A 23,483-nucleotide genomic window follows, 5' to 3' on the forward strand; every position below is an offset into this window, starting at 1 on the left:
GGAGAGGTGGCAGAACGAGTACGAGTGCGAGAACTCGACGACGACGAAGGCAAGAGGCTGGTGCGGATCATCCGGCGCGGCAGCGGGTCGGTGGTGACCTGGCGCCGCGCCCAGATGATCCTGCTCTCCGCCCAAGGCATGCCGGTGCCGAAGATCGCCGAGGTGAGCTTCACCAGCGCCGATCGCGTGCGCGACGTGATCCACAACTTCAACACCGACGGGTTCGACTCGCTGTATCCGAAATACGCCGGCGGCCGGCCGAAGAAATTCACCCTCCCCGAACGCCGGGAGATCAAGAAGATCGCCAAGTCCACCCCCGTCGAGCACGATCTGCCGTTCTCGACCTGGAGCCTGACCAAACTCGCCGAGTTCCTGGTCGCCGAGGGGGTGGTCGACGACATCAGCCACGAAACTCTGCGCGTGCTGCTCCGCGAGGAGGGTGTCTCCTTTCAAAAGTGAAAACCTTCAAACGGTCCAAGGACCCGGACTACGCCGTCAAGAAGGCCCGCGTCGAGCTTCTGTACGCGATCGCCGACGGTGAGGTTGTGCCCGATCCTGATGAGCCGCAAGTGATTTTCTGTCTCGACGAGTTCGGGCCCTTGAACTTGCAGCCGCATCCAGGTCGGCAGTGGGCCGAGCGTGGCGGCAAGCACAAGGATCCGGACCGGGAGCCGCGACGTCGCCGGCGGGCGACCTATACCCGCCCGCACGGGGTGCGGCATCTGTTCGCCGCCTACGACCTGGGCCGCGATCGGCTCTACGGGCACGTCAAGACGACGAAGAACCGCACGAAGTTCCTCGAGTTCTGCCGGTACCTGCGCAGCTTGTATCCAGCCGATGTCCGTGTTGCGATCGTGTGTGACAACTTCTCCCCGCATCTGACGACGAAGAAGTGTCGGCGGGTCGCCGAGTGGGCTGAGGCGAACAACGTCGAGATCGTATACACGCCGACGAACAGTTCGTGGCTCAACCGGATCGAGGCGCAGTTCACCGCGTTGCGGTACTTCGCGCTCGACGGCACCGACCACGGCAGTCACCGCGAGCAGGCGTCGATGATTCGCCGCTACATCATCTGGCGCAACAAGCACGCCGAGGATCGGCAGCTACGCCACATCGTAGACAGGGCAAACGTTGCGTGATGCAGCACTAGATTGCGGGTCGAGTCGATCCATTGACAGCTGGAAAGTCGTGCGATCAGCTCGCGGTTGATGTTGCGGTCAGGCAGGTAGCGGATCTCTTCTACGCAGGCATCGGGGTTTGGCGATCTGGAGGCCTTGAGTAGTTTCTGGGTCCGGCGTTCCTGCCTGGCCGTGATCTCTTTGTCCAGGGCGTGGAATATTTTCTGGGAGAAGGTCCACTCGTCGCAGGCGGGGTCGTTGGCAAGGTCGATGACGGTCTGTCCGAACGCGGTCATCCGCAGCTGGGTGAACAGCGGCATGTCGGCGTCGGTGAGGTGGCGATCGATCACTGCAGCTCCTCCCGGCTCGAGGTGCCGATGCTCGGGCGCCCGGTCAGGGCGGCGAGGCTGAACTGCTCGGGCCCGGCCAGATGCGCCCCGGTTGTGTCTCGCCGCCCTGGCGGCGGCTCCAGCGGTATCGTGGTCGCCGGCGCCGCGGTCGTGGTGGTGGGCCGGGCGGCGGCTTGGGCCCGCAGAACCGCGAGGTACCGTTTGACCGCGGTGTAGCTGATCGCCCGGCGTGAGGTCTCGGAGATCAGCTGCCCGCAGGCGCGTTCGAGCAACTGCTTGTTCTCGCCCCGTGCCAGGGCGAGGATGTTCTGGCACGACCGGTAGCCTTGAGCTTCGATGCGCTGGCGATCGAGCACCTCACCGATCGCGGCGACGGTGTTCGGGACCTTATGGGCCTGGCGCACGAAGTAGGCCCGCGACCACAGGTCCGCGGACTGCAGGTGCTGGGCGGGCACATGGTCCGGATCAGTCACGAATGAGTGCCGCCGCCCGGAGACTGTGTGGCAGGCGATGACCTCGCCGCCGCACATGATCGTCAGGGTCTGGCCGGTGATCTTCACATCGACGTGCTGGCCGACGAAGGTGTGGGGCACCGAGTACTTCACCGTGGCGATCTCCACGTGATAGTCGCGATTGACTTTGGACTTCTTCCACGTCACCGGCTGCCACCGCATGTGGGGCAGGGCGATCAGTTCTGATTTCTCGTGCTCGGCGAACAACTCCCGGCGGCTGGCCCTCCGGCCGCGGAACGGGATCCGGTCGTTGATCGCATCGACCTCGAGGGCGATCGCCTCGCTCAGGTCGTCGAGGCTGGCGAAGCGACGGTCGGCGAGTCGGCCGATTACCCAGTTCGTCACGACCTTCACCCCGGATTCGACATGACCCTTGTCCGTCGGGCGCACCGGCCTGGTCGGCACCGCGGCAGTGCGGTGGTACTCGAGGAAATCCCGGTACTCGCGGTTGACCTCGCGGGCCCGGTCGCCACGGGCGATCTGGTTCGACGCCGTGGAGGCGTTGTCCGGGATGACCACCTGGGTCACGCCGCCGAAGTACTCGAAGGCCTGAAGGTGGGCATCGAGCCAGTTCGGCATCTTTTCGTCCAGGCATCCGCAGGCGAAGACCATCCCCGAGTACGGCAGGGACGCCACGAATACCGACACCCGGGTTCGGCTGCCGGTGACGGGGTCGAAGATCGCCATCGCTGTGCCTGCCCAGTCGACCTGCATCGTGTGCCCGGGCACGTGGGCGATCCGCATCGTGAGCTCGTTGACCTCGACGTACTCGCCGATGATCTGGCAGAACCGCTGGTAGCTGTAGTGCCGTTGGCCCGGCGCGCCGTCGGTATCGAGGTAGTTCGCCCACAACACTCGCAGCGGCAGTTTCTTCTTACCCGAGCGCTTCTTGACCATCGCGGCGACATCGAAGGCGACGAACTCGCCCGAGGGCGTCTTTCGTCCATCGGCGAACAATCCGTCGATCTCCTCGGTGCTCAGGGCCTCGACCTGGCTCGTGGCGGTCAACCCCTGGTCGTGGCAGACCTTCTTCGCTTTGGCGATCGTGCGGTGAGAGCACCCCGCGATCGCCTCGATGTCCCGGTAGGACCTGTCCTGCAGCAGTAGCGACATCACCACTCGGTAATCAGTCACCCGTGCCTCCTGTTCGGTTTTACGCGCAGCCGATTGCCACGCGCAAAACCGAAACGAACACACAGGCACCGGCACCGCTACCCGAAGCTCATACTCGCGCTATCCGATCGGCAGAACCCTGCTATCCGAAGCACGTCCCTAACACCGACGGCCCTGACGCGGTTCTGCCGGGCCCAAGGTCCGTCGCGATGTCTGTCGACAGGCATAGGAGCAGCTCGCGTTCGTAGGATGTTTCCGGCAGGAACCGCGCGGTTGGGCGGTGAATCACACGCCGGCTGCCGACCGGAACGCATTGCTTCCCAGCGTGATTGATGGATAACCGGAATTATCAATCATGGACAATCATGAGTGCACCGGCGACACCTCTCCCCTCGGGTCCTGATCGATGCTGCTTCACGAACCAGGCCGCGGGCGCCGCATCTGCGGTATCGAACATCAACGGTCCTTCTGGTCGCGACCGCGAACACGAACTCGGGGCCTGACAGAACGAGCGGCAGCGTCGCGCGGGCGTGATGGTTCGACTCCCGGGGTCACCGGTAGCGGACAGGGGCGGGCAGGGAACCTCGCAGCGCCGGTGTCTGTTCGGTAGGGTTTGGGACGTCACCGTCATCCCCCTGCACGGTGACACGAGGCCCCGCCGGAGTTGCCCCCCAAACTCTCTCCGGCGGGGTTTCTCGGTTCGATTTCGGGCCGCTCTCGACCGAGCGTGCGACACTGCAGGGCGGCCAGTTCGGACTGCGCCTTGCAGGGGTTGCACAGTACGAGCCGGCCCTTCTCGTCTTCCGCGCCCGGCCTCCAGTCGGTGCATCCGGTGACGGAACTGCATCATCCACGTACCAGGGAGGGTGGCGGTGTCCCGACGGGATGAATCGAACGGGCTGGCGGAGAGGTGCATGCACTGCATGCACGCCACGCATGCAGCCTTGCGTCGCGGCGGGCCGGGCCTTCGGTTCGGCACCGCCGCCGCGGGTCTGCGCACTCGGTACGCGCTTTCTCCGCTTGGTCGAGGTATTCGGCCCAGTCCGCAGCACAGCCGCGTTCGTACTCGCTCGGAACCCTGCTGGGCGTGCTTGTTCAGCATGTTCGACCGTGCTCACGGGCGGTACCCTGGGGTAAGTCCCAGGGGGTGGTGGGAATCGGGTGAGGGCTTCCGGGCATGCTCGGCGGTGTCCCGTTCGACGCTGAGCTCGAGACCGGAAAGTCCAGACGCCGCATCGCTTCGGCGACCATCACCCGGACCGCTCGGCCGTTGAAGTCCTCGAACGGATGCGCGGGCAGCGCCTGAGCTTCCAGGTAGGCGAGGGCCTCGAGTTGACGCTCGACGTCGCCGGCGCAGTAGTCGAGCCGGCCGGTGAAGCTGTGGAACATCTCCCGCATCTCCCGGTCCATATGAATGTGTTCCGGCGATAGTGGTCTCCCACCCGGACCGGCTTCCTGCTCCACCTGTCGGCGATGTCGGGCGTCACGTCGATCAGGATCCGGCGATGGAACTCGCGGAGCAGGTCCACGTCCATTGCCTCGTCGGTGACGTGACCGGAGGCCAGCTCGTCGAGCAGCAAGCGTAGCGGCTCGGCGATCAGATCGGCGACCTGGTGGTGGGTTTTGGTCCCGAAAACCGTCTCGAACTGGCGGGGGTTGCCGGTATCGACCGGCTCCGCCGGCTCACCCGCCGGTCGCCGCTGCTGCGCGGATCCGTGCGTGCACGATCAGTGCGAGCCCAGCACTACCCGCTGGCGCTGCCGTGCCTGCTCGATCCACCGGTCGGAGACCGGCTCACCTTCCATCGCCATGCTGTGGATCACGTGATCGACCACGGCGGCGCGCCGCCGATAGACCTTTTCGTTCTCCGGTAGAGCACGCCACCGGGCGACCAGTGCCCGAACGTCGTGCGTGGTCACGGCGCGTTCCCTTCCGTCTCGATCCGGTCCGTTTGTACCTCCTGGCAGCCGGCGACGACAGCGAGCAATCGAGACGACACCGAGTACTCGACGAGCCCCTCCCTGCACAGGGCGGACAGCCGAACACGCAGTGTCCAGGCGTCGCCGTGCCGCTGGCGACCGTACCCGTGGAACCCGGTACGGGCGGCGCGCCGATGAAGTTGCCCCCACATCGCCCCGGGCTTTGCTGGCCTACGACGTGTGCGCACCGCGGCGCTGCCTGCCCCCTGGTGTAGGCACAGCTGGACGACGAGACGGCGGATGTGCCTGACGCGCCCACCGAGACAGGGAGATCGAATGGTGTGCTTCTCACCTTCAATGCGCTGGGGATCCTGGCCGCGCTCTTCTGTGCGCACAGGTCGTTTCGCCGTTGCGGCCGCCCGGTTCGGGTGGTGACAGCCGGTGTCGGAGGGGCTTCTGGTTCTTCTATTGATCGTGGTTTCGGCGGTCGCTGCGGCCACCCCCCGACCCTCGAGTACCCGGCAGCGAAACGGGGTCGCGAATGGGCGTATAAGTACAGTTCAGATGGCATTTTGCTGCGCACCGACCGGGGAAGATAGATCTTGAAACTCTCCCGGTCCGACCTGTAGCGGTTCGGCCGTGCCGCCCGACAGTGCCGGCTCGGGTTCGCCGTACTTCCCACTCGAGGGCGCCCCTCGAAGTGACTTCGGCATGTCGGCGGCGAGCGGGCCCAGCCCAACCATCACTTGCAAGGAATCAATCGAATGTCGGTGCAGACCAATGTAATTCTGGTCCAGGCTGTACTCGGCGCGGTGCTGATCACCGTCTTTATGATTCCGTTCCAGGCCTCGACACCGTTCGCGCTCTACCGTCCGATGGTCATTTTGCCAGTCCTGCTGTACTTCGCATTGCAGGCTCCACCGCACGCCCTGTTGGGGATGTTCCTCGGCTTCACGTGCGGCGTTGCCGGGGGCGAAGCGTTCCTCGTCGTGAAGAACGCTCTGCCCGGCGTACCGCTCGGACTCGTGATGGGTATCGGAGTGGCGTGTGGTCTTCCTCGTCCTCGCAATGCACCCACTCGCATAGGGGGGCCGCACCCGCCCGGCATGGTCCCCGCCGTGCTGCTCGGCGTCGTGGAGACGCAGCTCGTGACGAACCTGTCGGTTCTGCTGCCCGACGGTGCGCCCGTGCCGAACCTGCCGTGGCTCGTCGTGATCTTCGGTTACGGCTGCGTCATGACCCTGATCCTCGTCCTCGTGCAGGACAAGATCATCGGGGCCCTGCTCGGTGCGCAGTGGCGTTCCGCGCCCACCGACGAGGCGCCGAGCTCCCAGGTCCCGCCCACCCCGCCGGTGCGTCCGTTCCCCCGGCCGACGGCCTGATCCGCCGCGGTTGAGCCGTGTCCGAACGGCATCGGCCGTCGGCTCCGGTGGATCGGGCCGGCCTGCCGGCGCAGCAAGTCGACGGTGGACCGACTGTCATGGAATGTGCGCCGCCCGGCCGACCCGATCCCGGGTAAGGTACCCGCCCGTCGACACTTTCACACCAACGGAGCCCGGGGAACCGGTGTGAGGTTTCTCGCGCTCGGAACGGACGTCGCAGGGCCGGCATCCGATTCCGGATGCCGGCCCTGCGATGCGAGCGAGTCAGCCGCGGTTGAGCAGCTTGCGCATGGCGTCGGCCGCGCCCTTGACGAGCGTGTCGCGCGGGAAGCCGCTGCGCTTGACCGCCGCGTCGTAGTTGCCGCCGGCCACCCACACCGGCCCGTCGGTGAGGTGTTCGAGCCCCTCGCGGGCCACATCCTCCGGCTCGGCGACGAGCATGCCGGGGATGTCGAAGTTCAGCCCGGCGCGGATCATCGCCGGGGTGCGGGTCACGCCGAGGACGAGTTCGACGACGTGTACCCCGTGCGGGGCGAGCTCGAGCCACAGGCTTTCGGCGAACACGCGACTGAACGCCTTGGACGCCGCGTAGATGCTCTGGTGTTCCGCCCCCATGTAGCCGGCGAGCGAACCGAGCAGCATGATGCCGCCCCGGCCGCGTTCCTTCATCTTCGCGCCGAACAGGTGCGAGAGTTCGAGCTGCCGATGGATGTTGAGGTCGATGACGCCACGGAAGCCGTCGAGGTCGCCGGTGACGAACTCGTTGCCGTAGCTGTTGGCGCCGGCGTTGAAGATGAGCAGGCCCACCTCGACGTCGTCGGTCGCCTGCCGGATCTGCTCGACGGCGTCGGCAGAGAGCAGGTCGAGTGCCAGGGTGCGGACCTGGACGCCGTTGCTGCGCACCTTCTCCGCGGTCTCCTCGAGCGGGCCGGGCTTGCGGGCGATGAGCACCAGATTCAGCCCCGCCTTGCTCAGCTCGTCGGCGAAGGCGGAGCCGACGCCCTCGGAGCCACCGGCGATGACGGCCCACGGGCCGTACTGCTGGACGTTGATCACGAAAGTTCCTTTCCAGCTGATTTACTGGACGATCGGCCCCGGCACCGGGGTGTCGTCGAGGACGGTGATGCGGCCCTCGGTCGCGGCCCGCGTGATCGTCTCGGCGAGCCGGGCGCAGCCGCGGCGCGGAGCCCCGGGGCGGTCGTCCCGGCCGCCCCGTTCCCGCATCTCGGGGCACCGCGCGCGGGCCTGTTCGTTCCATTGGACGGAGGTGTGCTCCCAGCTGTTCTTGGCGACGAGAACCCGGGCGCCGCACTCAGTGCACTGCAGGGGTTGCATCGGTGGTCGCCGCCTCCTCGGCGTCCTTCGTGCGGGCGAGGTTCTCCTCGACCTCCTTCATCCACGCCGCCACCGGGCGGGTGGTGTCCATCTCGAACTCGAACCGCTCGGTCATCTCCGGCTTGACGTCGGCCGCGTCCACGTAGAACTGCTCGTACCAGCGGCGCAGCTGGTAGACCGGGCCGTCCTCGTCGCACAGCAGCGGATTCTCGATGCGCGTCTTGTTCTTCCAGATCTCGACGTCCTGCTCGAAGCCTCGGGCGATGAAGTCACCGAACTTGCGGGCCGTCTCGTCGGCCGAGTCGCCGAGGGCGTCCGACTTCTTCACGATGATCCCGTACATCAGGACGAACTTGTTCTCGGTGACGGGGTAGTGGCAGTTGAGCAGCACCGAGTCGATATCGTAGCCCTCGTACTTGTACTGCAGGTCGTCGATCATGAACGACGGTCCGAAGTACGCCGCCTCGGAGCGGCTGCCGACGAGCTTCGGCTGGCCGTCGGCGTGCGGCCGCATGTCCTCCCGCGCCTGACCGTGCATGATCTGCGTCGCGACGTGCCCCTCGAAGATGTTCTTGAAATACGTGGGGAACGAGTAGTGCACGTAGAAGAAGTGCGCCATGTCGACGATGTTGTCGATGATCTCGCGGCAGTTGGTGTCGACCTCGGTGGTGTACCAGACCCAGTCGGTCCACTCGTCGCTCGTCGCGCCGGCGATGCGGGGAATGGTCACGTCGGCCGGCGGCGGGTTGCCCTCGGGGTCGTTCCAGACGAACAGCATCCCGTCCTGATCGAGCGTGTGCCAGGCGCGGGTCTTCGCGATCGGCGGAACGCGGCGGGCGTAGGGGATTGCGGTGCAACGTCCGTTGCCGCCCCAGCGCCAGTCGTGGAACGGGCAGGCGACCGAGTCGCCCTTGATCGTGCCCTGGCTGAGGTCGCCGCCCATGTGCCGGCAGTACGCGTCGAGGATCTTCAGGTCGCCGTGGCTGTCGGCGAACACGACGAGCTTGGTGCCGAAGGCATGGACCGAGTGCGGCTTGCCGTCCTTGAAGGACTCGGACAGGCCGAGGCAGTGCCAGCCGCGGGCGAACCGGGTGGGCGCGGAACCGGCCTCGATCTCGCGAACTTCGACGTCGTCGGACTTGCTGGAGCTCACTGTCGTCCGTCCTTTCGAATGGAATGTCGTATCGGATGGAGCACCTCGGGCACCGGTGCTGTGCGCGGGTGGGCCGGGGGACGGTGGCCGCCTGCGACCGTGTGCTCGACGCTAGGTGAGCCCGCTCACCGGGGATGGAGCGCATCCCACTGTCCGGGACCGTCTGCGGCGGTGTATCCGGACGGCACCGCAGGATGGGGTGCCTGTTCCTGCCACGGTGACCCATCCGGGTCGCGAAGGAGACACACCGATGTCCGACGACGTGCTGACGAAGGTCCGCGAGCTGCTGCCGTCCATCGCGGAGCGCGCCCGCAGCGTCGACGAAACGCGCCGGGTGCCCGACCAGACCGTCCAGGACCTGGCCGCCGCGGGAGTGTTCCGGATGCTGCAGCCCGCCCGGCACGGTGGTCTGGAGAGCAACCCTGTGCGCTTCTACGAGGTGGTGCGGGCGATCTCGGGTGCCTGCGGCTCGACGGGCTGGGTGGCCTCGATCCTCGGCGTCCACTCGTGGCATCTGGCGTTGTTCGATGCGCGGGCACAGGACGACGTGTGGGGACAGGACGAGTCGACGCTCCTGTCGTCGTCGTACGCGCCGGTCGGCGAGCTCGTCCCGGTCGAGGGCGGCTTCGAGCTGTCGGGCAGCTGGCGGTTCTCCTCCGGCTGCGAACACGCGTCCTGGGCGCTGCTCGGGGCGCTCGTCGTCGGGGCCGAGGGCCGGCCGGTGGACTTCATGACGGTGCTCGTGCCGCGCACCGACTACCGGATCCAGGACGTGTGGGACGTCGTCGGCATGCGCGGCACCGCGAGCAACGAGATCACCGTGGAGAAGGCGTTCGTCCCGCACCACCGGACGGTGCGCAACTACGAGCTCGCGCAGCTGCGGGCCCCCGGGCACAAGGTCAACCCGGGGCCGCTGTTCAGGCTGCCGTTCGCGGCGATCTTCACCACCGCCGTTGCCGCGCCGGTCATCGGAACGGTCGCCGGATGCTACGAGCAGTACCTGAGCGCGATGCGCGACCGGGTGCGCCTGAGCCTGGGTGGAGGCCGGTTCGCCGAGGACCAGTTCGCGCAGGTCGCCGTCGCCCGCGCCGCGTCCGAGATCGACGCGGCGATCCTGCAGACGGACCGCAACATCCGCGAGTTGTACGAGCTGGCCGTGGCCGGGGAGCCGCTGCCGACGAGCATGCGGCTGCGGGTGCGCCGCGATCAGGTGCGCGGCACCGAGCGCGCCGTCGAGGCGATCGATCTGCTGTTCAAGACCGCGGGCGGCAACTCGCTCGGCCGCGGCAACCCCGTCGAGCGGGCGTGGCGCGACGCGCATGCCGGCAGCGTGCACGTCGCCAACGATCCCGAACGTGCCCTCGCCCTGTACGGCCGGGGCGTGTTCGGGCTGCCGGTGGAGGACAACCTCGTCTGAGCCGGTCCTTCCCGCGCGCGTCGATGCTTCCTGCGCGCCTCGGAACACGCAAGTAAGCACCGTGCCGCGCAACCACATGGGATCGCCCGGTTCGGTATTCTCCATCTGGCCTGGGCGTGGACGTCGAACCCGGACGCAGGGGTGCGGCACAGTCCAGGGCAGGTCCCACTGAGCGGAAGATTTCTGCCGGCGCGACGCAGGATGAGGGACGCTGGGCGGCACGGCGTAGCCGCAGGTACGAGACGACGGAGGAACCACGGTGCCGAGAGTTGCCGAAGCGCGGGACGCCGCGGAGCCGACGTCCGCCGAGCAGCGCGCACGGTTCGGCCGCATCCTCGACGCGGCGGCGCGCCTGGCAACCGAGAAGGAACTCGAGCGGGTGCAGATGCATGAGGTCGCGAAGATGGCCGGCGTGGCCATCGGCACCCTGTACCGCTACTTCCCGTCCAAGACGCACCTGTTCGTGGCGGTGATGGTCGACCAGATCGAGCAGATGAGCGATCGGATGACCCAGCGCCCGAACCCGGATTCGACTCCGCAGGAGGCCATCTACGAGGCTCTCGTCCGGGCCACCCGGGCGCTGCGGCGACGGCCGTTGCTGGCGGCGGCGATGATCCAGTCCACGAGCACCGCCAAGGCCACGGCCATCCCCGACGTCGCCAAGATCGACCGCCGGTTCCGGGAGGTCCTCTACCGCGCGGCCGGGCTCGAGTACGTCACCGAGCGGGATGCGACGCTCGTGCGGGTGCTCGAGCAGGCGTGGTTCGGGATCATCCAGTCGAGTCTCAACGGCCGGATCTCGGTGCCGGATGCGGAGTCGGACCTGCGCGTGGCCTGCGAGCTGCTGCTCGCGGGCCTGTCGAACGCGCGGCCCGCTCCGTCCGCCTGACGCCGGGCCGCGCCGGTCCCCGCCGGGGCGCCGTGCCCGCACAGTACTGAAATGAATTCTTCTATCGGCGACGGTCGCGCGGGCCGGTCGGCTGCGCGACGTGCGCATGCATACTGGTAGTTCATTGCGAGAGCAGCCTCGCCGCCGACAGGCCATTGTCTCGGCGTAGTGAATAGAATACATTACAAAAATGAACGCGTTCCCGGTTCGTCCGTCGGCGCGTCCGATTGCCTTCCAGCCCAGCACTCACGTCCGAGGAGCTTGTTCATGACCGAGGTAGTCATCGTCGAGGCGGCGCGCACCCCCATCGGCCGCCGCCGGGGCGCCCTGGCCGGTCTGCACCCGGCCACCCTGCTCGGCACCGCACAGCGCGCCGTGCTCGACCGCGCCGGCCTCGCCCCCGACCAGGTGGGTCAGATCGTCGGCGGCTGTGTCACCCAGGCCGGGGAACAGTCCAACAACATCACCCGGCAGGCGTGGCTGCACGCCGGCCTGCCCTACGGCACGGCCGCCACATCGATCGACTGCGCGTGCGGCTCCTCCCAGCAGGCCGTCCACATCGTCGCCGGCCTCATCGCCTCCGGGCAGATCTCCGCGGGCATCGGCTGCGGTGTCGAGTCCATGAGCCGTGTCTTCCTCGGCCAGGCACTCACCCCGGAGACCGGCAACCCGTATCCGGACGACTGGACCATCGACATGGGCGACCAGTTCACGTCGGCCGAGCGCATCGCCACCCATCGCGGCATCAAGCGGGGTGACACCGACGCCTTCGGCCTCGAGTCGCAGCGCCGCGCCGCCCGGGCCTGGGCCGAGGGCCGGTTCGACCGCGAGATCGTGCCCACCGAGGCGCCCGTCCTCGCCGACGGCGTGCCCACCGGGGAGACCACCGTCGTCACCCGCGACGGCGGCCTGCGCGAGACCACCGCCGAGGGGCTGGCCGCCCTGAAGCCCGTCGTGGAGGGCGGCATCCATACGGCCGGGTCGGCATCGCAGATCAGCGACGGCGCCGCCGCCGTCCTGCTGACCAGCGCGCAGCGCGCACAGGAACTGGGCCTGCGGCCCCGCGCACGCATCGTCGCCTCGGGAATGGTCGGGTCGGACCCCTACTACCACCTCGACGGCCCGATCGACGCCACGCGGAACGTCCTGGACAAGGCCGGCATGACGCTGGGCGACATCGATCTCGTCGAGATCAACGAGGCGTTCGCGTCGGTCGTGCTGTCGTGGGCGCAGGTGCTCGGCGCCGACCTGTCCAAGGTCAACGTCAACGGCGGCGCCATCGCCCTCGGCCACCCGGTCGGCTCGACCGGCGCCCGGCTCCTCACCACCGCACTGCACGAACTCGAACGATCCGACCGGTCCACGGCACTGGTCACCATGTGCGCGGGCGGCGCACTGTCCACCGCCACCGTCATCGAACGCATCTGACCACACCATCGAATCCACGAGGCCGACATGACCATTGGACTGACAGACGAGGATCGCGACCTGCGCGACTCGGTGCGGAGCTGGGCCGCCCGGCACGTCACCCCCGAGGTGCTGCGTGAGGCCGTCGAGGCCAAGACCGACACCCGCCCGGCGTTCTGGGGCTCGCTCGCCGAGCTCGGGGTGCTCGGCCTGCACCTTCCCGAGGAGGTCGGCGGTGCCGGATGCGGCCTCGTCGAACTCGCCGTCGTCACCGAGGAACTCGGCCGGTCGATGGTGCCGGGCCCGTTCCTGCCGACCGTGCTGACCGCGGCCGTGCTGCGCGACGCCGGCCGGACCGGCGAGCTCGCCGGCCTCGCGGACGGATCCACGCTCGCCGGCATCGCTCTCGACCCGGGCACGCTGCGGGTGGAGCGCGGCGCCTCGGGCACCACGCTGTCCGGCCGGTCCGGGTACGTGCTCGGCGGCCACACCGCCGACCTGCTGCTCGTCGCCGCCGAGGACGCCGGCAACCGGGCCTGGGTGCTGCTGCGCCGGGACGGACTCGAGCTCGAGGACCTGCCCAGCCACGATGTGGTGCGCGGCAATTCGCAGATCGTGGTGGACGGTTTCGCGCTCGCCGCGGCGGACGTGCTGCGGATCGAGCCGCAGCGGGTCACCGACCTCGCCGCCACTCTGTTCGCGGCCGAGGCGTCCGGAATCGCGGACTGGTGCGTGCGCACCGCGGCCGACTACGCCGCCGTGCGCCGCCAGTTCGGCCGCCCGATCGGCCAGTTCCAGGGTGTCAAGCACCGGGCGGCGCGCATGCTCACGCTCGCGGAGCAGGCCCGCGTGTGCGCGTGGGACGCCGCCCGCGCGCTGACGCCCGGCGCTGCCGACGCCGACGAGGCGTCCCTCGCGGCCGCCGTCGCCGGCGCCACCGCCCCCGAGTCCGCCTTCGCCGTGGCCAAGGACTGCATCCAGATCCTCGGCGGCATCGGCTACACGTGGGAGCACGACGCGCACCTGTACCTGCGTCGCGCACAGTCGCTGCGAATCCTGCTGGGCTCCACCGCGTCCTGGCGCCGGCGCGTCACCGATCTCACCCGCCGCGGCGCCCGCCGCGTCCTCGGCATCGACCTGCCGCCGGAGGCGGAGCAGATCCGCACCGGGGTGCGTGACGAACTCGCCCCGGCCGTCGACCTCGGCGGCGGCGAACGCACGCGGTATCTCGCGGAGAAGGGATACACCGCACCGCATCTGCCCGCACCCTGGGGCAAGGGCGCCGACGCCGTCACCCAGCTGGTGATCGCCGAGGAGCTGCGCGCGGCGAACCTGACGCCGCACGACATGATCATCGGCAACTGGGTGGTGCCGACCCTCATCGCGCACGGCAGCCCCGAGCAGCAGCGACGGTTCGTGCCGCCGTCCCTTCGGGGCGAGATCGTCTGGTGCCAGCTGTTCTCCGAGCCCGGCGCCGGCTCCGACCTCGCGTCGCTTACCACCAAAGCCACCAAGGTCGACGGCGGATGGGTGCTGCAGGGCCAGAAGGTGTGGACCTCGATGGCGCGCGATGCCCACTGGGGCATCTGCCTCGCCCGCACAGACGCCTCGGTGCCCAAGCACAAGGGCCTGTCGTACTTCCTCGTCGACATGCGCGGCAGCGAGGGGCTCGACATCCGCCCGCTGCGCGAGATCACCGGCGAGGCCCTGTTCAACGAGATCTTCATCGACAACGTGTTCGTCCCCGACGACTGCCTCGTCGGCGAGCCCGGCGACGGCTGGAAGCTCGCCCGCACCACCCTCGCCAACGAACGCGTCTCCCTCTCGCACGACTCGTCCCTCGGCTCCGGGGGTGAGGCCCTCCTCGAGCTGGCGGCCGGACTGCCCGGCGGCCTCGACGACGAGCAGGCCACCACGCTCGGAAAGGTGCTGTGCGACGCCCAGACCGGCGGTCTGATGGGCCTGCGCACCACGCTGCGGTCCCTCGCCGGGGCCCAGCCGGGAGCCGAGTCCTCGGTCGCGAAGCTGCTCGGCGTCGAGCACATCCAGCAGGTGTGGGAGGTCGCGATGGACTGGGCCGGGCCGCGCGCCCTGCTCGGCGGGCAGCACCGCCGGTCGGCGACGCAGATGTTCCTCAACTCGCAGTGCATGTCGATCGCCGGCGGCACCACCAACGTTCAGCTCAACATCATCGGCGAGCGGCTGCTCGGCCTGCCCCGCGACCCCGAACCCGGAAAGTGAGCACGGCGATGACATCGACGCAACGAGGCGCCGGTTCCACGGACGAAGAGGAGAACTGACCGTGCCCATCGACCCGAACGTCGCCCTGTCCGCCGAACCGACGGTGCGCGAAGCGATCTGGACCGACCGCGACGTCATGCTCTACCACCTCGGTCTCGGCGCCGGGGGCGACGGACTCGACCCGGCCGAGCTGAGCTGGGTGTACGAGAAGAACCTGCGCGTGCTCCCGACGTTCGCAATGGTCGCCGGTCAGGGGATCTCGGCCGGCGCGCTGAAGCCGGCCGGAATGAACCTGCCCGGCATCGACATCGACCTGCGCCGGATCCTGCACGGCGGGCAGTCGCTGCAGGTGCACGCACCGATCCCCACCTCCGGCACGGCGCACATCTCGTCGCGGGTGGCGCACGTGTGGGACAAGGGCAAGGCCGCGGTCATCGTGCTGGAGCAGTCCGCCGCCACCCCCGAGGGCGCCCCGCTGTGGACCACCGGCATGCAGATCTGGGCCCGGGGCGAGGGCGGCTTCGGCGGTGAGCCCGGACCGGAAGCGGCCCAGTCGATTCCGGATCGGGAGGCGGACGCGGTCCTCGTCTCCCCGACGAGCCCGCGGCAGGCGCTGCTGTACCGGCTCAGCGGCGACATGAACCCGCTGCACGCCGATCCGGCGTTCGCGCGGGCCGCCGGCTTCGACCGGCCGATCCTGCACGGCCTCGCGTCGTACGGCATCGTGTGCAAGGCCGTCGTCGACGGCATCCTCGACGGCGATCCCACCCCGGTGCGGGACTTCTCGGTGCGGTTCGCCGGCTCCCTGTTCCCGGGCGAGACCCTCGAGACCGCCGTCTGGCGCGACGGCGACCGGCTGACGCTGCTCGCCACCTGCCCGGAGCGCGACGGCGCCCCCGTCCTCACCCACGCCACGATGGAGGTCCGCTCGTGAAGACCGGCACCCATCCCACCGCCGCCACCCACGCGCACCGCACGGTGCTGACGTCGGCGCCGCAGGACGCACCCGTCGACCGGGCCACCGCCGCCGCGCGGCGCGTGGTCGACGCCATGCTGCGCACCGACCGGGGCAACGCCAACCTCGACCGCGTCGCCGAGGAACTCGACAGCATCGCCGACCACCTCGAGGAGCACGCACCCGCCGTCGCCGAGCGGCTGATCGACATGTGGAACGGCGAGGGTGTCACCCGGCACGACCCGGTCACCGGCCCCGAGAACGCGATCGCGCCGCCCCTGGTCCTCGAGGGCCTCGAGGACGGCTCGGTACAGGGCACCGTCACGCTCACGCTGCCGTACCAGGGCCCGCCCGGGTGCGTGCACGGCGGCGTGTCCGCGCTGATCCTCGACCACGTGCTCGGCGTCGCCAACGCCTGGGGCGGCAAGTCCGGCATGACGGCGAACCTCGTCACGAACTACCACCGGCCGACGCCGCTGTTCGAGCCGCTCGTCGTCACCGGCCGGCTCGTCTCCGTCGACGGCCGCAAGATCCGCACCGTCGGCAGCATCGCGACGGCCGACGGGCAGCTGTGTGTCTCGGTGGAGGGGCTGTTCGTCGACAGGACGGTGCCGCGGCCCCGCTAGGAGGAGAACACCGATGGGAGCACTCGAAGGCCGGGTCGCGCTGGTCACCGGCGCCGGCATGGGCATCGGCCGGGGCATCGCCGCGGCGTTCGCGCGGGAGGGCGCGGACGTCGTCGTCGCCGAGATCGACGAGACGGCCGGCGCCGGCACGGCCCGGTGGCTGCGGGACGAGTGGGGCGTGCGCGCCCACTTCCAGCGCACCGACATCACCGACAAGGGCCAGGTCCACGCGATGGTCGACGCCGCGGTCGAGCGGTTCGGCCGCCTCGACATCCTCGTCAACAACGCGTGGCGCAGCTCCGGTTACGCCCGGTTCGAGAACATGACCGACGAGCAGCTGCGCGGCGGCTTCGACATGGCGGTGATGGCCGCGTTCTGGGCGATGCGGCGCGCCCTGCCCGAACTCGAGCGTCGCGGCACCGGCCGGGTGATCAACCTGTGCTCCCTCAACGGCGTCAACGCGCACATGTACTCCGTGCAGTACAACGCCGCCAAGGAGGCGCTGCGCACCCTCACCCGCACCGCCGCGCGGGAATGGGCGCCGAAGCAGATCTGCTGCAACGTGATCTGCCCGGGCGCGCAGAGCGAGGCGTTCCGGCGGGTGGCCGAGGCCAACCCGCAGATGGCGGCCGCGTCGGCGGCGGCCAACCCGATGGGCCGGATCGGCGATCCGGTCGAGGACATCGGGCCCGTCGCGGTGTTCCTCGCCGGCGACGCCTCCCGCTACGTGACGGGCAACACGCTGTTCGTCGACGGCGGCGCCCACATCAACGGTGTCCAGTGGGCGCCGCAGGTGGACTGAGCCCGTCGCCGACAACGGTCCCGGACATCGACAACTGTCGCGACGTGTGTCGGTGTCCGGTTCCGTCCACCGCACCTGTTCGACGGGACGCGGGCCCCGAATCCGGGCGCGACCACAGCGTCGACCTCCCCCCGCGACCGAACCGTGACCGACGCCGACGAGGATGGAGCGGACACGAGTCGGTGAGTGGCGGGAGGCGTGGGCGGCGATGAGGCCGAGCAGGTGCGTGCGGTGCGGCCGGGTAATGGGCCCGTTCGAGGAGCGGATCCACGATCGGTGCGCGCGGTGCGCGGGCCCGGCACCGCGCTCGTCGGCACCGCGCTGGGCGGCACCGCGCTCGTCGGCACCGCGCTGGGCGGCACCGCAGCGCGACGCCGGACCCACGCCCTGGCCGCCGTCCGGTGAGCCGCCGCGCCCCGAGCCCGGCCCCGGGTCCCTGCTGCGGAGGCTTCGGCGCTCCCGACTGCACTGGCGTCGTCCCGCCCCCGCACCGCCGCCGCGCGTCCCGGTCCCGCCGCCGAATCCCTGGCTGCGCCGGGCGAAACGCGCGGCCGCGGCGCTCACGGTGGTCGCGTTCGTCACCGTCGTCGCGGCCTCGTCGCTGCGCGTGTGGACGCCGTCGTCGTCGCGGTTCATGCGGATCGACGACGGTCCGATCGCCTACCAGTACGTCTCGCTCGACCATGTCAGCCGGTACGTCGTCGCGTCGGTGATCGCGCACGAGGACGACCAGATGGGCCTGCGGGCACAGGCGTTCCACTGGGGTGACTTCGCCGACCGCGCCCGTGCCCATCTGACGGGCGAGGAACAACAGACGTATTCGACGATCCCGCAGCAGCTGGCGAAGAACATGTTCTTCACCCCCGACCAGAGCGCGGTCCGCAAGGCCGTCGAGACGGTGCCCTCGGTGCTGCTGAGTGCGACCCTGCCGGACGCCCGCATCATGGAGCTGTACCTGAACTACGCGCAGTTCGGCCCGGACCTGTACGGGGTGTGCGCGGCCAGCTGGTACTACTTCGACACCCCGCCGTGGGAGATGTACCAGTACCACGCGATGCAGCTGGCCGGCATGCTGCCCAACCCGGAGGACGTGGTGCGCCTGCCCGGGGGCGGTGTCGCGACTCCCGCCGACGCGCAGTACCCGAGCGCGGCGTTCCACATCAACGGCGCCGCGAACGTCGACCTGCCCGCCCGGTTCGCCGGCTGGGGCGGCTGGGAGAACCTCGTCGCGTCGGTCGGGATCGACGACTCGGCCGCCGACCACGCCGACGACCGTCCGGGCGACGACTCGTGCTCGTCGATGCCCGAGCCGGTGCGGCAGCGCCTGGCCGTGGAGGATCCGGGGTTCGTGTCCCGGTCGCAGTAGCCGGACACGCCGCGACGGACCTGGCGGTTGCGCGCAGCGGTGTTTCTTGCGCACGTACGGACGCGCGCAAGAAACACCTTGTCGCGCAGGAGCATTCGACGACGGCCGCTAGATGCCGACCTCTCGGCGCAGCGTCTTGCCCGTCGCGTTGCGGGGCAGCAGGTCGGAAGTGATCCGCCAGCGCGTGGGCACCTTGAAGTACGACAGCCGCTCGGCCGCGAACTCGCGCAGTTCCTCCTCGGTGACGTGAGCCCCCTCGGCGACGACGACCACGGCCGCGACCTCCTGGCCGAGGTCGGGGTGCGGAACGCCGATCACGGCGCACTCGCGCACGGCCGGGTGCTCGTCGAGGGTCTGCTCGATCTCGGTGGGATAGACGTTCTCGCCGCCGCGCAGGATCAGGTCGGAGCGACGGCCCGTCAGTCGCAGCCGGCCGTTCTCGATGACGCCGTAGTCGCCGGTGCGCAGCCACCGGTCCGGGGTGATGGCCGCGGCCGTGGCCTCCTCGTCCTCCCAGTAGCCGAGCATGACGAACGGGCTGCGCACGCACACCTCGCCCTCCACGCCGTCCGGCAGCCATTCGCCGAACGGGTCGCGGATCTCGAGGCTCACGGTGATGATCGGCCGGCCCAGGGTGCCGGGGAACGCCTCGAGGTCCTGGGAGTTGGCCACCGCGATGGCGGTGCTGCACTCGGTGAGGCCGTAGCTGTCGACGAGGGCGTTGCGGGCGAACGGCACCTTCTCGCGCAGCCGGTCCTTGAACGCGATCGACGACGGCGCCGACGCGAGCGCGAACGCCGTCAGTGACGACAGGTCGTACTTGCCGAGGTCGTCGTGCTCGAGCAGCCGCGACGCCATGGTGGGGACCGCACCCCAGTTGGTGACGCGTTCGCGCTCGATGAGGCCGAGCACCTTGTCGACGTCGAACGAGCCCTGGTGCATGATCACGGCGCTGCCCGTCGCCAGGCGCGGGACGACCAGGTTGTGCAGGCTCGCGATGTGGAACAGCGGCGAGGTGAGCAGGTAGCGCAGGTCGCTGGGGACGTCGTCGCCGGCGGTCCGCCCGGTGAACGCGGCGAGCAGGGCGTCGCTGAACCGGTGGTAGTCCACGACGGCGAGCAGGTTGCGGTGCGAGTGCAGCGCGCCTTTGGGCCGGCCGCTGGTGCCGCTGGTGTACAGGATGACGGACGGGTCGTCCTCGTCGATGTCGACGCGCGGCGGCACGGCGTCGGGGAACTGCGCGATCAGCCGGGGCAGGTCCTCCTCCATCGTCAGGACCGTGATCCCACCGGTGTCGACGTCGGCCAGGGCCGCGGCGCGCTTGGCGTCGACGACGAGGATCTTCGGCCGGCTGTGCTTCAGGCCGTACTCGATCTCCCGCGGCACCCACCATCCGTTGAGGCCGACGGTGATGGCGCCGAGCACCTGGCTCGCCCAGAACGCGATCACCCATTCGGGGGTGTTCGCTCCCAGTATCGCGACCCGGTCACCCTTCTCCACGCCGTACCGCTCGCGCAACGCGTGGGCGAGGGAGTACGCCGCGGCGGCGTGCTCGGTGAACGACAGCCGGCGGTCGGCGGTGACGAGGTAGTCCCGGTCGCCCCAGCGCAGGGAGTCGGCGAGCAGGTCGCCCACGGCCTTGCCGCGGTTCTTCATCACCGGCATCGAGGCGCCGAGCACCTCTTCCTCGACGATCTCGAACCGGCCACCCGGGCCGGTGAGGCGGGAGACGACCTCGTCGAGGTACAGCCGGGGATCTGCGGACGCAGTCATGCGGGGACCTTTCCTTCGTGTCACGTGAATACCGTGTCACCTGCTGCGATGGACCTGGAACCCCACCCCGGCCGCGGCCGCGTGTGAGGCGTGCCACTGCAATTTCTCATGCCGGATCGCGGCCGCGGAAGTGGTTACCACTGAGCGGGACTTCCCGTGATCCACCCGACAGCCGGGGCTACGTTCGGCGCAGAATCGCTGCCGGAGGAGCAACCGCATGTCCACATTTCTCGACAACCCGACGACGAGGATCGATCCCTTCGCCCCCGCGAAGCTCGGTCCGCTGACCCTGCGCAACCGGGTCATCAAGGCGGCCACGTTCGAGGGGCTCACCCCGAAGGGGCTCGTCACCGACGAGCTCATCGAGTTCCACCGCCGGCCCGCCGCCGGCGGCGTCGGCATGACGACGGTCGCGTACTGCGCCGTCGCGCCGGACGGCCGCACCGCGCCCGGCCAGCTGCAGTGGACCGACGAGACCCGGCCCGGCATGCGCAGGCTCACCGACGCGATCCACGCCGAGGGCGCCGCGGTGTCGGCGCAGATCGGGCACGCCGGACCGGTCGCCGCCGCCAAGTACCTGGGCACCCCCGCCCTCGGTCCGAGCCGCGCCTTCCGCATGACGACCCAGAACTTCAGCAAGCCCGCGACCAAGGCGGACATCGCCCGCATCACCGAGGGCCACGCCGAGGCCGCGCGCCGCGCCGTCGAGGCCGGGTTCGACGCGGTCGAGATCCACTTCGGGCACAACTACCTGATCAGCTCGTTCCTGAGCCCGAAGATCAACAAGCGGAAGGACGAGTACGGCGGCTCGCTCGAGAACCGCGCGCGCTTCGCGCGGGAAGCCGCCCGCGCCGTCCGCGACGCCGTGGGAGACAGGATCGCGATCCTCGCCAAGCTCAACATGGACGACGGTGTGCCCGGCGGCTTCTGGCTCGACGAGTCGATCCAGGTGGCCAAGTGGCTCGAGGCCGACGGCTCCCTCGACGCCCTCGAGCTCACCGCCGGCAGCTCCCTGCTCAACCCGATGTACCTGTTCAAGGGCGACGCGCCGCTGCGCGACTTCGCCGCCGTGATGCCGCAGCCCACGAAGCTCGGGATCCAGCTGGTGGGCAAGCACTTCCTGCGCGAGTACCCCTACCGCGACGGCTACCTGCTCGAGGACGCCAAGCAGTTCCGGTCGCAGCTGAAGATGCCGCTGGTCCTGCTCGGCGGCATCACCAACCGGGCGATCATCGACGAGGCGATGGCCGAGGGCTTCCAGTTCGTCGCCGCCGCGCGGGCGCTGCTGCGCGAGCCGGATCTCGTCAACCGCATGCAGGAGGACGCGGCCGCCGCGTCGCTGTGCAACCACTGCAACAAGTGCATGACCGCCATCTACGGGGGCACCCACTGCGTGCTCCGGACGGCGTGAAGGGAGCCGCGACGATGACGAGCACCGTGAACCCCCGCGCCGCCGCAACGGAGACGGGGGTGCAGCGCGCCACCATCGCCGAGATGCTGCTCGACCGCGTCGGCGACGACCGGCTCGGCCTGCGGACCCGGGAGCGGGACTGGACCTGGGACGCCGTGGTGCGCGAGAGCGCGGCCCGCGGCGAGCTGGCCCGCGCGCTGCGCGTCGACGGCCCGTTCCACATCGGCATTCTTCTCGACAACGTCCCGGACTTCCTGTTCTGGCTCGGCGGGGCGGCCCTGGCGGGCGCGACGGTCGTCGGCATCAATCCCACGCGCGGCGCGGCGGAGCTCGAGGCCGAGATCCGGTACGTGGACTGCCAGCTCATCGTCACCGACACCGCCGGGATGGCGAAGCTGCGCGGCCTCGACCTGGGCCTCGACGAGGACCGCTTCCTGCTGATCGACGATCCCGACTACGCGGCGCGGCTCGAGCGGGTGGAACCGGCGATCGCCGACGGCGTCGGCGAGGACAGCCTGTTCCTGCTGCTGTTCACCTCCGGCACCACCGGCCGTTCGAAGGCCGTCAAGTGCTCCCAGGGCCGGTTGTCGCGGCTCGCGTACGCCAACACCGCCAAGTACGGGCACCACCGCGACGACGTCGACTACTGCTGCATGCCGCTGTTCCACGGCAACGCGCTGATGGCGCTGTGGGCGCCGGCGCTGGCCAACGGCGCGACGGTGTGCCTGACCCGCAAGTTCTCCGCGTCCGGCTTCCTGCCCGACGTGAAGTTCTTCGGGGCGACGTTCTTCACCTACGTCGGCAAGGCCCTGGCGTACCTGATGGCCACGCCGGAGCAGCCCGACGACGCCGACAACCGGCTCGAACGGGGTTTCGGCACCGAGGCCTCGCCCGAGGACAAGGCCGAGTTCGTGCGCCGGTTCGGTGCGGTGCTGTACGAGGGGTACGGCTCGAGCGAGGGCGCCGGTTCGGTCCGGCTCGATCCGCAGGCCCCGGAGGGCGCCCTCGGCCGGCCCGCCCACGCGGGTATCGCGGTGGTGAACCCCGACACCCTCGAGGAGTGCGCCCGCGCGGTGCTCGACGAGCACGGCCGCGTCCTCAACCCGGACGAGGCGATCGGCGAGATGATCAACAAGGAGGGCGCCCGCGCCTTCGAGGGCTACTACAAGAACGACGTCGCCGACGCGGAGCGGATCCGCAACGGCTGGTACTGGACCGGCGATCTCGGCTACGTCGACGAGGCCGGCTTCATCTACTTCGCCGGCCGCAAGGGCGACTGGATCCGGGTCGACGGCGAGAACACCTCGGCCCTGATGATCGAGCGGGTCCTGCGCCGGCATCCGAAGGTCGTGAGCACCGGCGTCTACGCGGTGCCGGATCCCCGGTCGGGCGATCAGGTGATGGCGGCGATCGAGGTCGAGTCCCTCGCCGGCTTCGATCCGGTCGAGTTCGCCGAATTCCTCACCGGTCAGGCCGATCTCGGTTCGAAGGCCGCGCCGCGGTTCGTGCGCGTGTCGACGAACCTGCCGGTGACGGGCTCGAACAAGGTCCTCAAGCGCGAGCTGCAGGCGCAGCGCTGGCACACCACCGAGCCCGTGTACCGGTGGGTGGGACGCGGCGCGCCGGAGTACACCGCGATGAGCGCGGACGACAAGGCCGCGCTCGACCGGGAGTTCGCCGCGCACGGCCGGCAACGGCTGCTGAGCGTGTAGGC

Annotated in this window: 20 protein-coding genes and 1 pseudogene; 13 read left to right on the forward strand and 8 right to left on the reverse strand. The window is 69.5% G+C overall.

What is annotated here, in order from left to right; translation table 11 throughout:
• Window positions 1–6 precede the first annotated feature (6 nt).
• Window positions 7–1,139: pseudogene (locus tag JYA75_RS29175) on the forward strand (IS630 family transposase).
• On the opposite strand, the gene JYA75_RS09250 reads toward JYA75_RS29175, so the two are convergent.
• From JYA75_RS09250 to JYA75_RS09265, 4 genes are all read right to left on the reverse strand, one after another.
• The gene (locus JYA75_RS09250) at window positions 1,064–1,468 is read right to left on the reverse strand and encodes an ATP-binding protein (RefSeq protein WP_239010551.1); all 405 of its coding nucleotides are present in this window, start codon (window positions 1,466–1,468) and stop codon (window positions 1,064–1,066) included. The pseudogene JYA75_RS29175 and the gene JYA75_RS09250 sit on opposite strands and share 76 nt — an antisense overlap.
• The gene (gene istA / locus JYA75_RS09255; protein WP_235431100.1) at window positions 1,465–3,189 is read right to left on the reverse strand and encodes an IS21 family transposase; all 1,725 of its coding nucleotides are present in this window, start codon (window positions 3,187–3,189) and stop codon (window positions 1,465–1,467) included. The genes JYA75_RS09250 and istA overlap by 4 nt, the downstream gene beginning before the upstream one ends.
• A gap of 999 nt (window positions 3,190–4,188) precedes the next feature.
• Window positions 4,189–4,491 carry a hypothetical protein gene (locus JYA75_RS28760; RefSeq protein WP_235431099.1) on the reverse strand — a complete coding sequence of 101 codons (303 nt, stop codon included), beginning with the start codon at window positions 4,489–4,491 and terminating at the stop codon, window positions 4,189–4,191.
• Between the two features lie 329 nt (window positions 4,492–4,820).
• Window positions 4,821–5,012: a hypothetical protein gene (locus tag JYA75_RS09265; protein WP_050035875.1), complete on the reverse strand. Its 192-nt coding sequence runs from the start codon at window positions 5,010–5,012 to the stop codon at window positions 4,821–4,823.
• Window positions 5,013–5,782: 770 nt separating this feature from the next.
• Here JYA75_RS09265 and JYA75_RS09270 point away from each other — a divergent pair.
• On the forward strand, window positions 5,783–6,394 hold the full coding sequence (locus JYA75_RS09270) for a hypothetical protein (RefSeq protein ID WP_203329910.1): 612 nt from the start codon (window positions 5,783–5,785) through the stop codon (window positions 6,392–6,394).
• Between the two features lie 264 nt (window positions 6,395–6,658).
• On the opposite strand, the gene JYA75_RS09275 is transcribed toward JYA75_RS09270, so the two are convergent.
• From JYA75_RS09275 to JYA75_RS09285, 3 genes are read right to left on the reverse strand one after another with little or no spacing between them, the layout of a single operon-like run.
• A complete protein-coding gene (locus tag JYA75_RS09275) occupies window positions 6,659–7,450 on the reverse strand; it encodes an SDR family NAD(P)-dependent oxidoreductase (RefSeq protein WP_168580090.1) in 792 nt (263 codons plus the stop codon).
• A 21-nt stretch (window positions 7,451–7,471) separates the two neighbouring features.
• Window positions 7,472–7,729: a hypothetical protein gene (locus tag JYA75_RS09280; RefSeq protein WP_203329911.1), complete on the reverse strand. Its 258-nt coding sequence runs from the start codon at window positions 7,727–7,729 to the stop codon at window positions 7,472–7,474.
• Window positions 7,707–8,882, reverse strand: a complete 1,176-nt coding sequence (locus tag JYA75_RS09285) for a Rieske 2Fe-2S domain-containing protein (RefSeq protein WP_203329912.1) — start codon at window positions 8,880–8,882, stop codon at window positions 7,707–7,709. Before JYA75_RS09285 ends, JYA75_RS09280 begins: the two co-directional genes overlap by 23 nt.
• 250 nt (window positions 8,883–9,132) lie before the next feature.
• On the opposite strand from JYA75_RS09285, the gene hsaA reads away from it, so the two are divergent.
• The 9 genes from hsaA (at window position 9,133) to JYA75_RS09325 (ending at window position 18,585) form a co-directional block, all read left to right on the forward strand.
• Window positions 9,133–10,299 (forward strand): 3-hydroxy-9,10-secoandrosta-1,3,5(10)-triene-9,17-dione monooxygenase oxygenase subunit, encoded by a 1,167-nt coding sequence (gene hsaA, locus JYA75_RS09290; RefSeq protein ID WP_203329913.1) that lies wholly within the window; start codon window positions 9,133–9,135, stop codon window positions 10,297–10,299.
• A gap of 259 nt (window positions 10,300–10,558) precedes the next feature.
• Window positions 10,559–11,188 (forward strand): TetR family transcriptional regulator, encoded by a 630-nt coding sequence (locus JYA75_RS09295; protein ID WP_006935134.1) that lies wholly within the window; start codon window positions 10,559–10,561, stop codon window positions 11,186–11,188.
• Between the two features lie 267 nt (window positions 11,189–11,455).
• Entirely contained in the window at window positions 11,456–12,616 is a 1,161-nt protein-coding gene (locus tag JYA75_RS09300) for a steroid 3-ketoacyl-CoA thiolase (RefSeq protein WP_029545923.1), read from the forward strand.
• Between the two features lie 27 nt (window positions 12,617–12,643).
• Window positions 12,644–14,836: an acyl-CoA dehydrogenase gene (locus JYA75_RS09305; RefSeq protein ID WP_050035871.1), complete on the forward strand. Its 2,193-nt coding sequence runs from the start codon at window positions 12,644–12,646 to the stop codon at window positions 14,834–14,836.
• Window positions 14,837–14,897: 61 nt separating this feature from the next.
• The gene (locus JYA75_RS09310; RefSeq protein WP_050035870.1) at window positions 14,898–15,770 is read left to right on the forward strand and encodes a MaoC/PaaZ C-terminal domain-containing protein; all 873 of its coding nucleotides are present in this window, start codon (window positions 14,898–14,900) and stop codon (window positions 15,768–15,770) included.
• Window positions 15,767–16,417 (forward strand): PaaI family thioesterase, encoded by a 651-nt coding sequence (locus JYA75_RS09315; RefSeq protein ID WP_006935148.1) that lies wholly within the window; start codon window positions 15,767–15,769, stop codon window positions 16,415–16,417. Before JYA75_RS09310 ends, JYA75_RS09315 begins: the two co-directional genes overlap by 4 nt.
• Before the next feature lie 13 nt (window positions 16,418–16,430).
• Complete coding sequence (locus JYA75_RS09320; RefSeq protein ID WP_029545917.1) at window positions 16,431–17,219, forward strand: SDR family oxidoreductase; 789 nt, start codon at window positions 16,431–16,433, stop codon at window positions 17,217–17,219.
• Between the two features lie 276 nt (window positions 17,220–17,495).
• Complete coding sequence (locus tag JYA75_RS29100; protein WP_255326706.1) at window positions 17,496–17,624, forward strand: hypothetical protein; 129 nt, start codon at window positions 17,496–17,498, stop codon at window positions 17,622–17,624.
• 160 nt (window positions 17,625–17,784) lie between these two features.
• The gene (locus JYA75_RS09325) at window positions 17,785–18,585 is read left to right on the forward strand and encodes a biosynthetic peptidoglycan transglycosylase (RefSeq protein WP_239010553.1); all 801 of its coding nucleotides are present in this window, start codon (window positions 17,785–17,787) and stop codon (window positions 18,583–18,585) included.
• Window positions 18,586–18,693: 108 nt separating this feature from the next.
• On the opposite strand, the gene JYA75_RS09330 is transcribed toward JYA75_RS09325, so the two are convergent.
• Entirely contained in the window at window positions 18,694–20,358 is a 1,665-nt protein-coding gene (locus JYA75_RS09330; protein ID WP_029545915.1) for a class I adenylate-forming enzyme family protein, read from the reverse strand.
• Window positions 20,359–20,575: 217 nt separating this feature from the next.
• Here JYA75_RS09330 and JYA75_RS09335 point away from each other — a divergent pair, with 217 nt between their 5' ends.
• Complete coding sequence (locus JYA75_RS09335; protein WP_006935158.1) at window positions 20,576–21,769, forward strand: NADH:flavin oxidoreductase; 1,194 nt, start codon at window positions 20,576–20,578, stop codon at window positions 21,767–21,769.
• 14 nt (window positions 21,770–21,783) lie between these two features.
• Entirely contained in the window at window positions 21,784–23,481 is a 1,698-nt protein-coding gene (locus tag JYA75_RS09340) for an AMP-binding protein (protein WP_050035869.1), read from the forward strand.
• Window positions 23,482–23,483: the final 2 nt, after the last annotated feature.

It is taken from the genome of Rhodococcus sp. PSBB066, assembly GCF_017068255.1.
GTDB lineage: Bacteria > Actinomycetota > Actinomycetes > Mycobacteriales > Mycobacteriaceae > Rhodococcus > Rhodococcus aetherivorans.

Bases quoted from the DNA above. Each gene is read 5' to 3' on its own strand.
- JYA75_RS28760 (WP_235431099.1), bottom strand. From the start codon at position 4,491: ATGCGGGAGATGTTCCACAGCTTCACCGGCCGGCTCGACTACTGCGCC.
- JYA75_RS09280 (WP_203329911.1), bottom strand. From the start codon at position 7,729: ATGCAACCCCTGCAGTGCACTGAGTGCGGCGCCCGGGTTCTCGTCGCC.
- hsaA (WP_203329913.1), top strand. From the start codon at position 9,133: ATGTCCGACGACGTGCTGACGAAGGTCCGCGAGCTGCTGCCGTCCATC.
- JYA75_RS09300 (WP_029545923.1), top strand. From the start codon at position 11,456: ATGACCGAGGTAGTCATCGTCGAGGCGGCGCGCACCCCCATCGGCCGC.
- JYA75_RS09305 (WP_050035871.1), top strand. From the start codon at position 12,644: ATGACCATTGGACTGACAGACGAGGATCGCGACCTGCGCGACTCGGTG.
- JYA75_RS09320 (WP_029545917.1), top strand. From the start codon at position 16,431: ATGGGAGCACTCGAAGGCCGGGTCGCGCTGGTCACCGGCGCCGGCATG.
- JYA75_RS09330 (WP_029545915.1), bottom strand. From the start codon at position 20,358: ATGACTGCGTCCGCAGATCCCCGGCTGTACCTCGACGAGGTCGTCTCC.
- JYA75_RS09335 (WP_006935158.1), top strand. From the start codon at position 20,576: ATGTCCACATTTCTCGACAACCCGACGACGAGGATCGATCCCTTCGCC.
- JYA75_RS09340 (WP_050035869.1), top strand. From the start codon at position 21,784: ATGACGAGCACCGTGAACCCCCGCGCCGCCGCAACGGAGACGGGGGTG.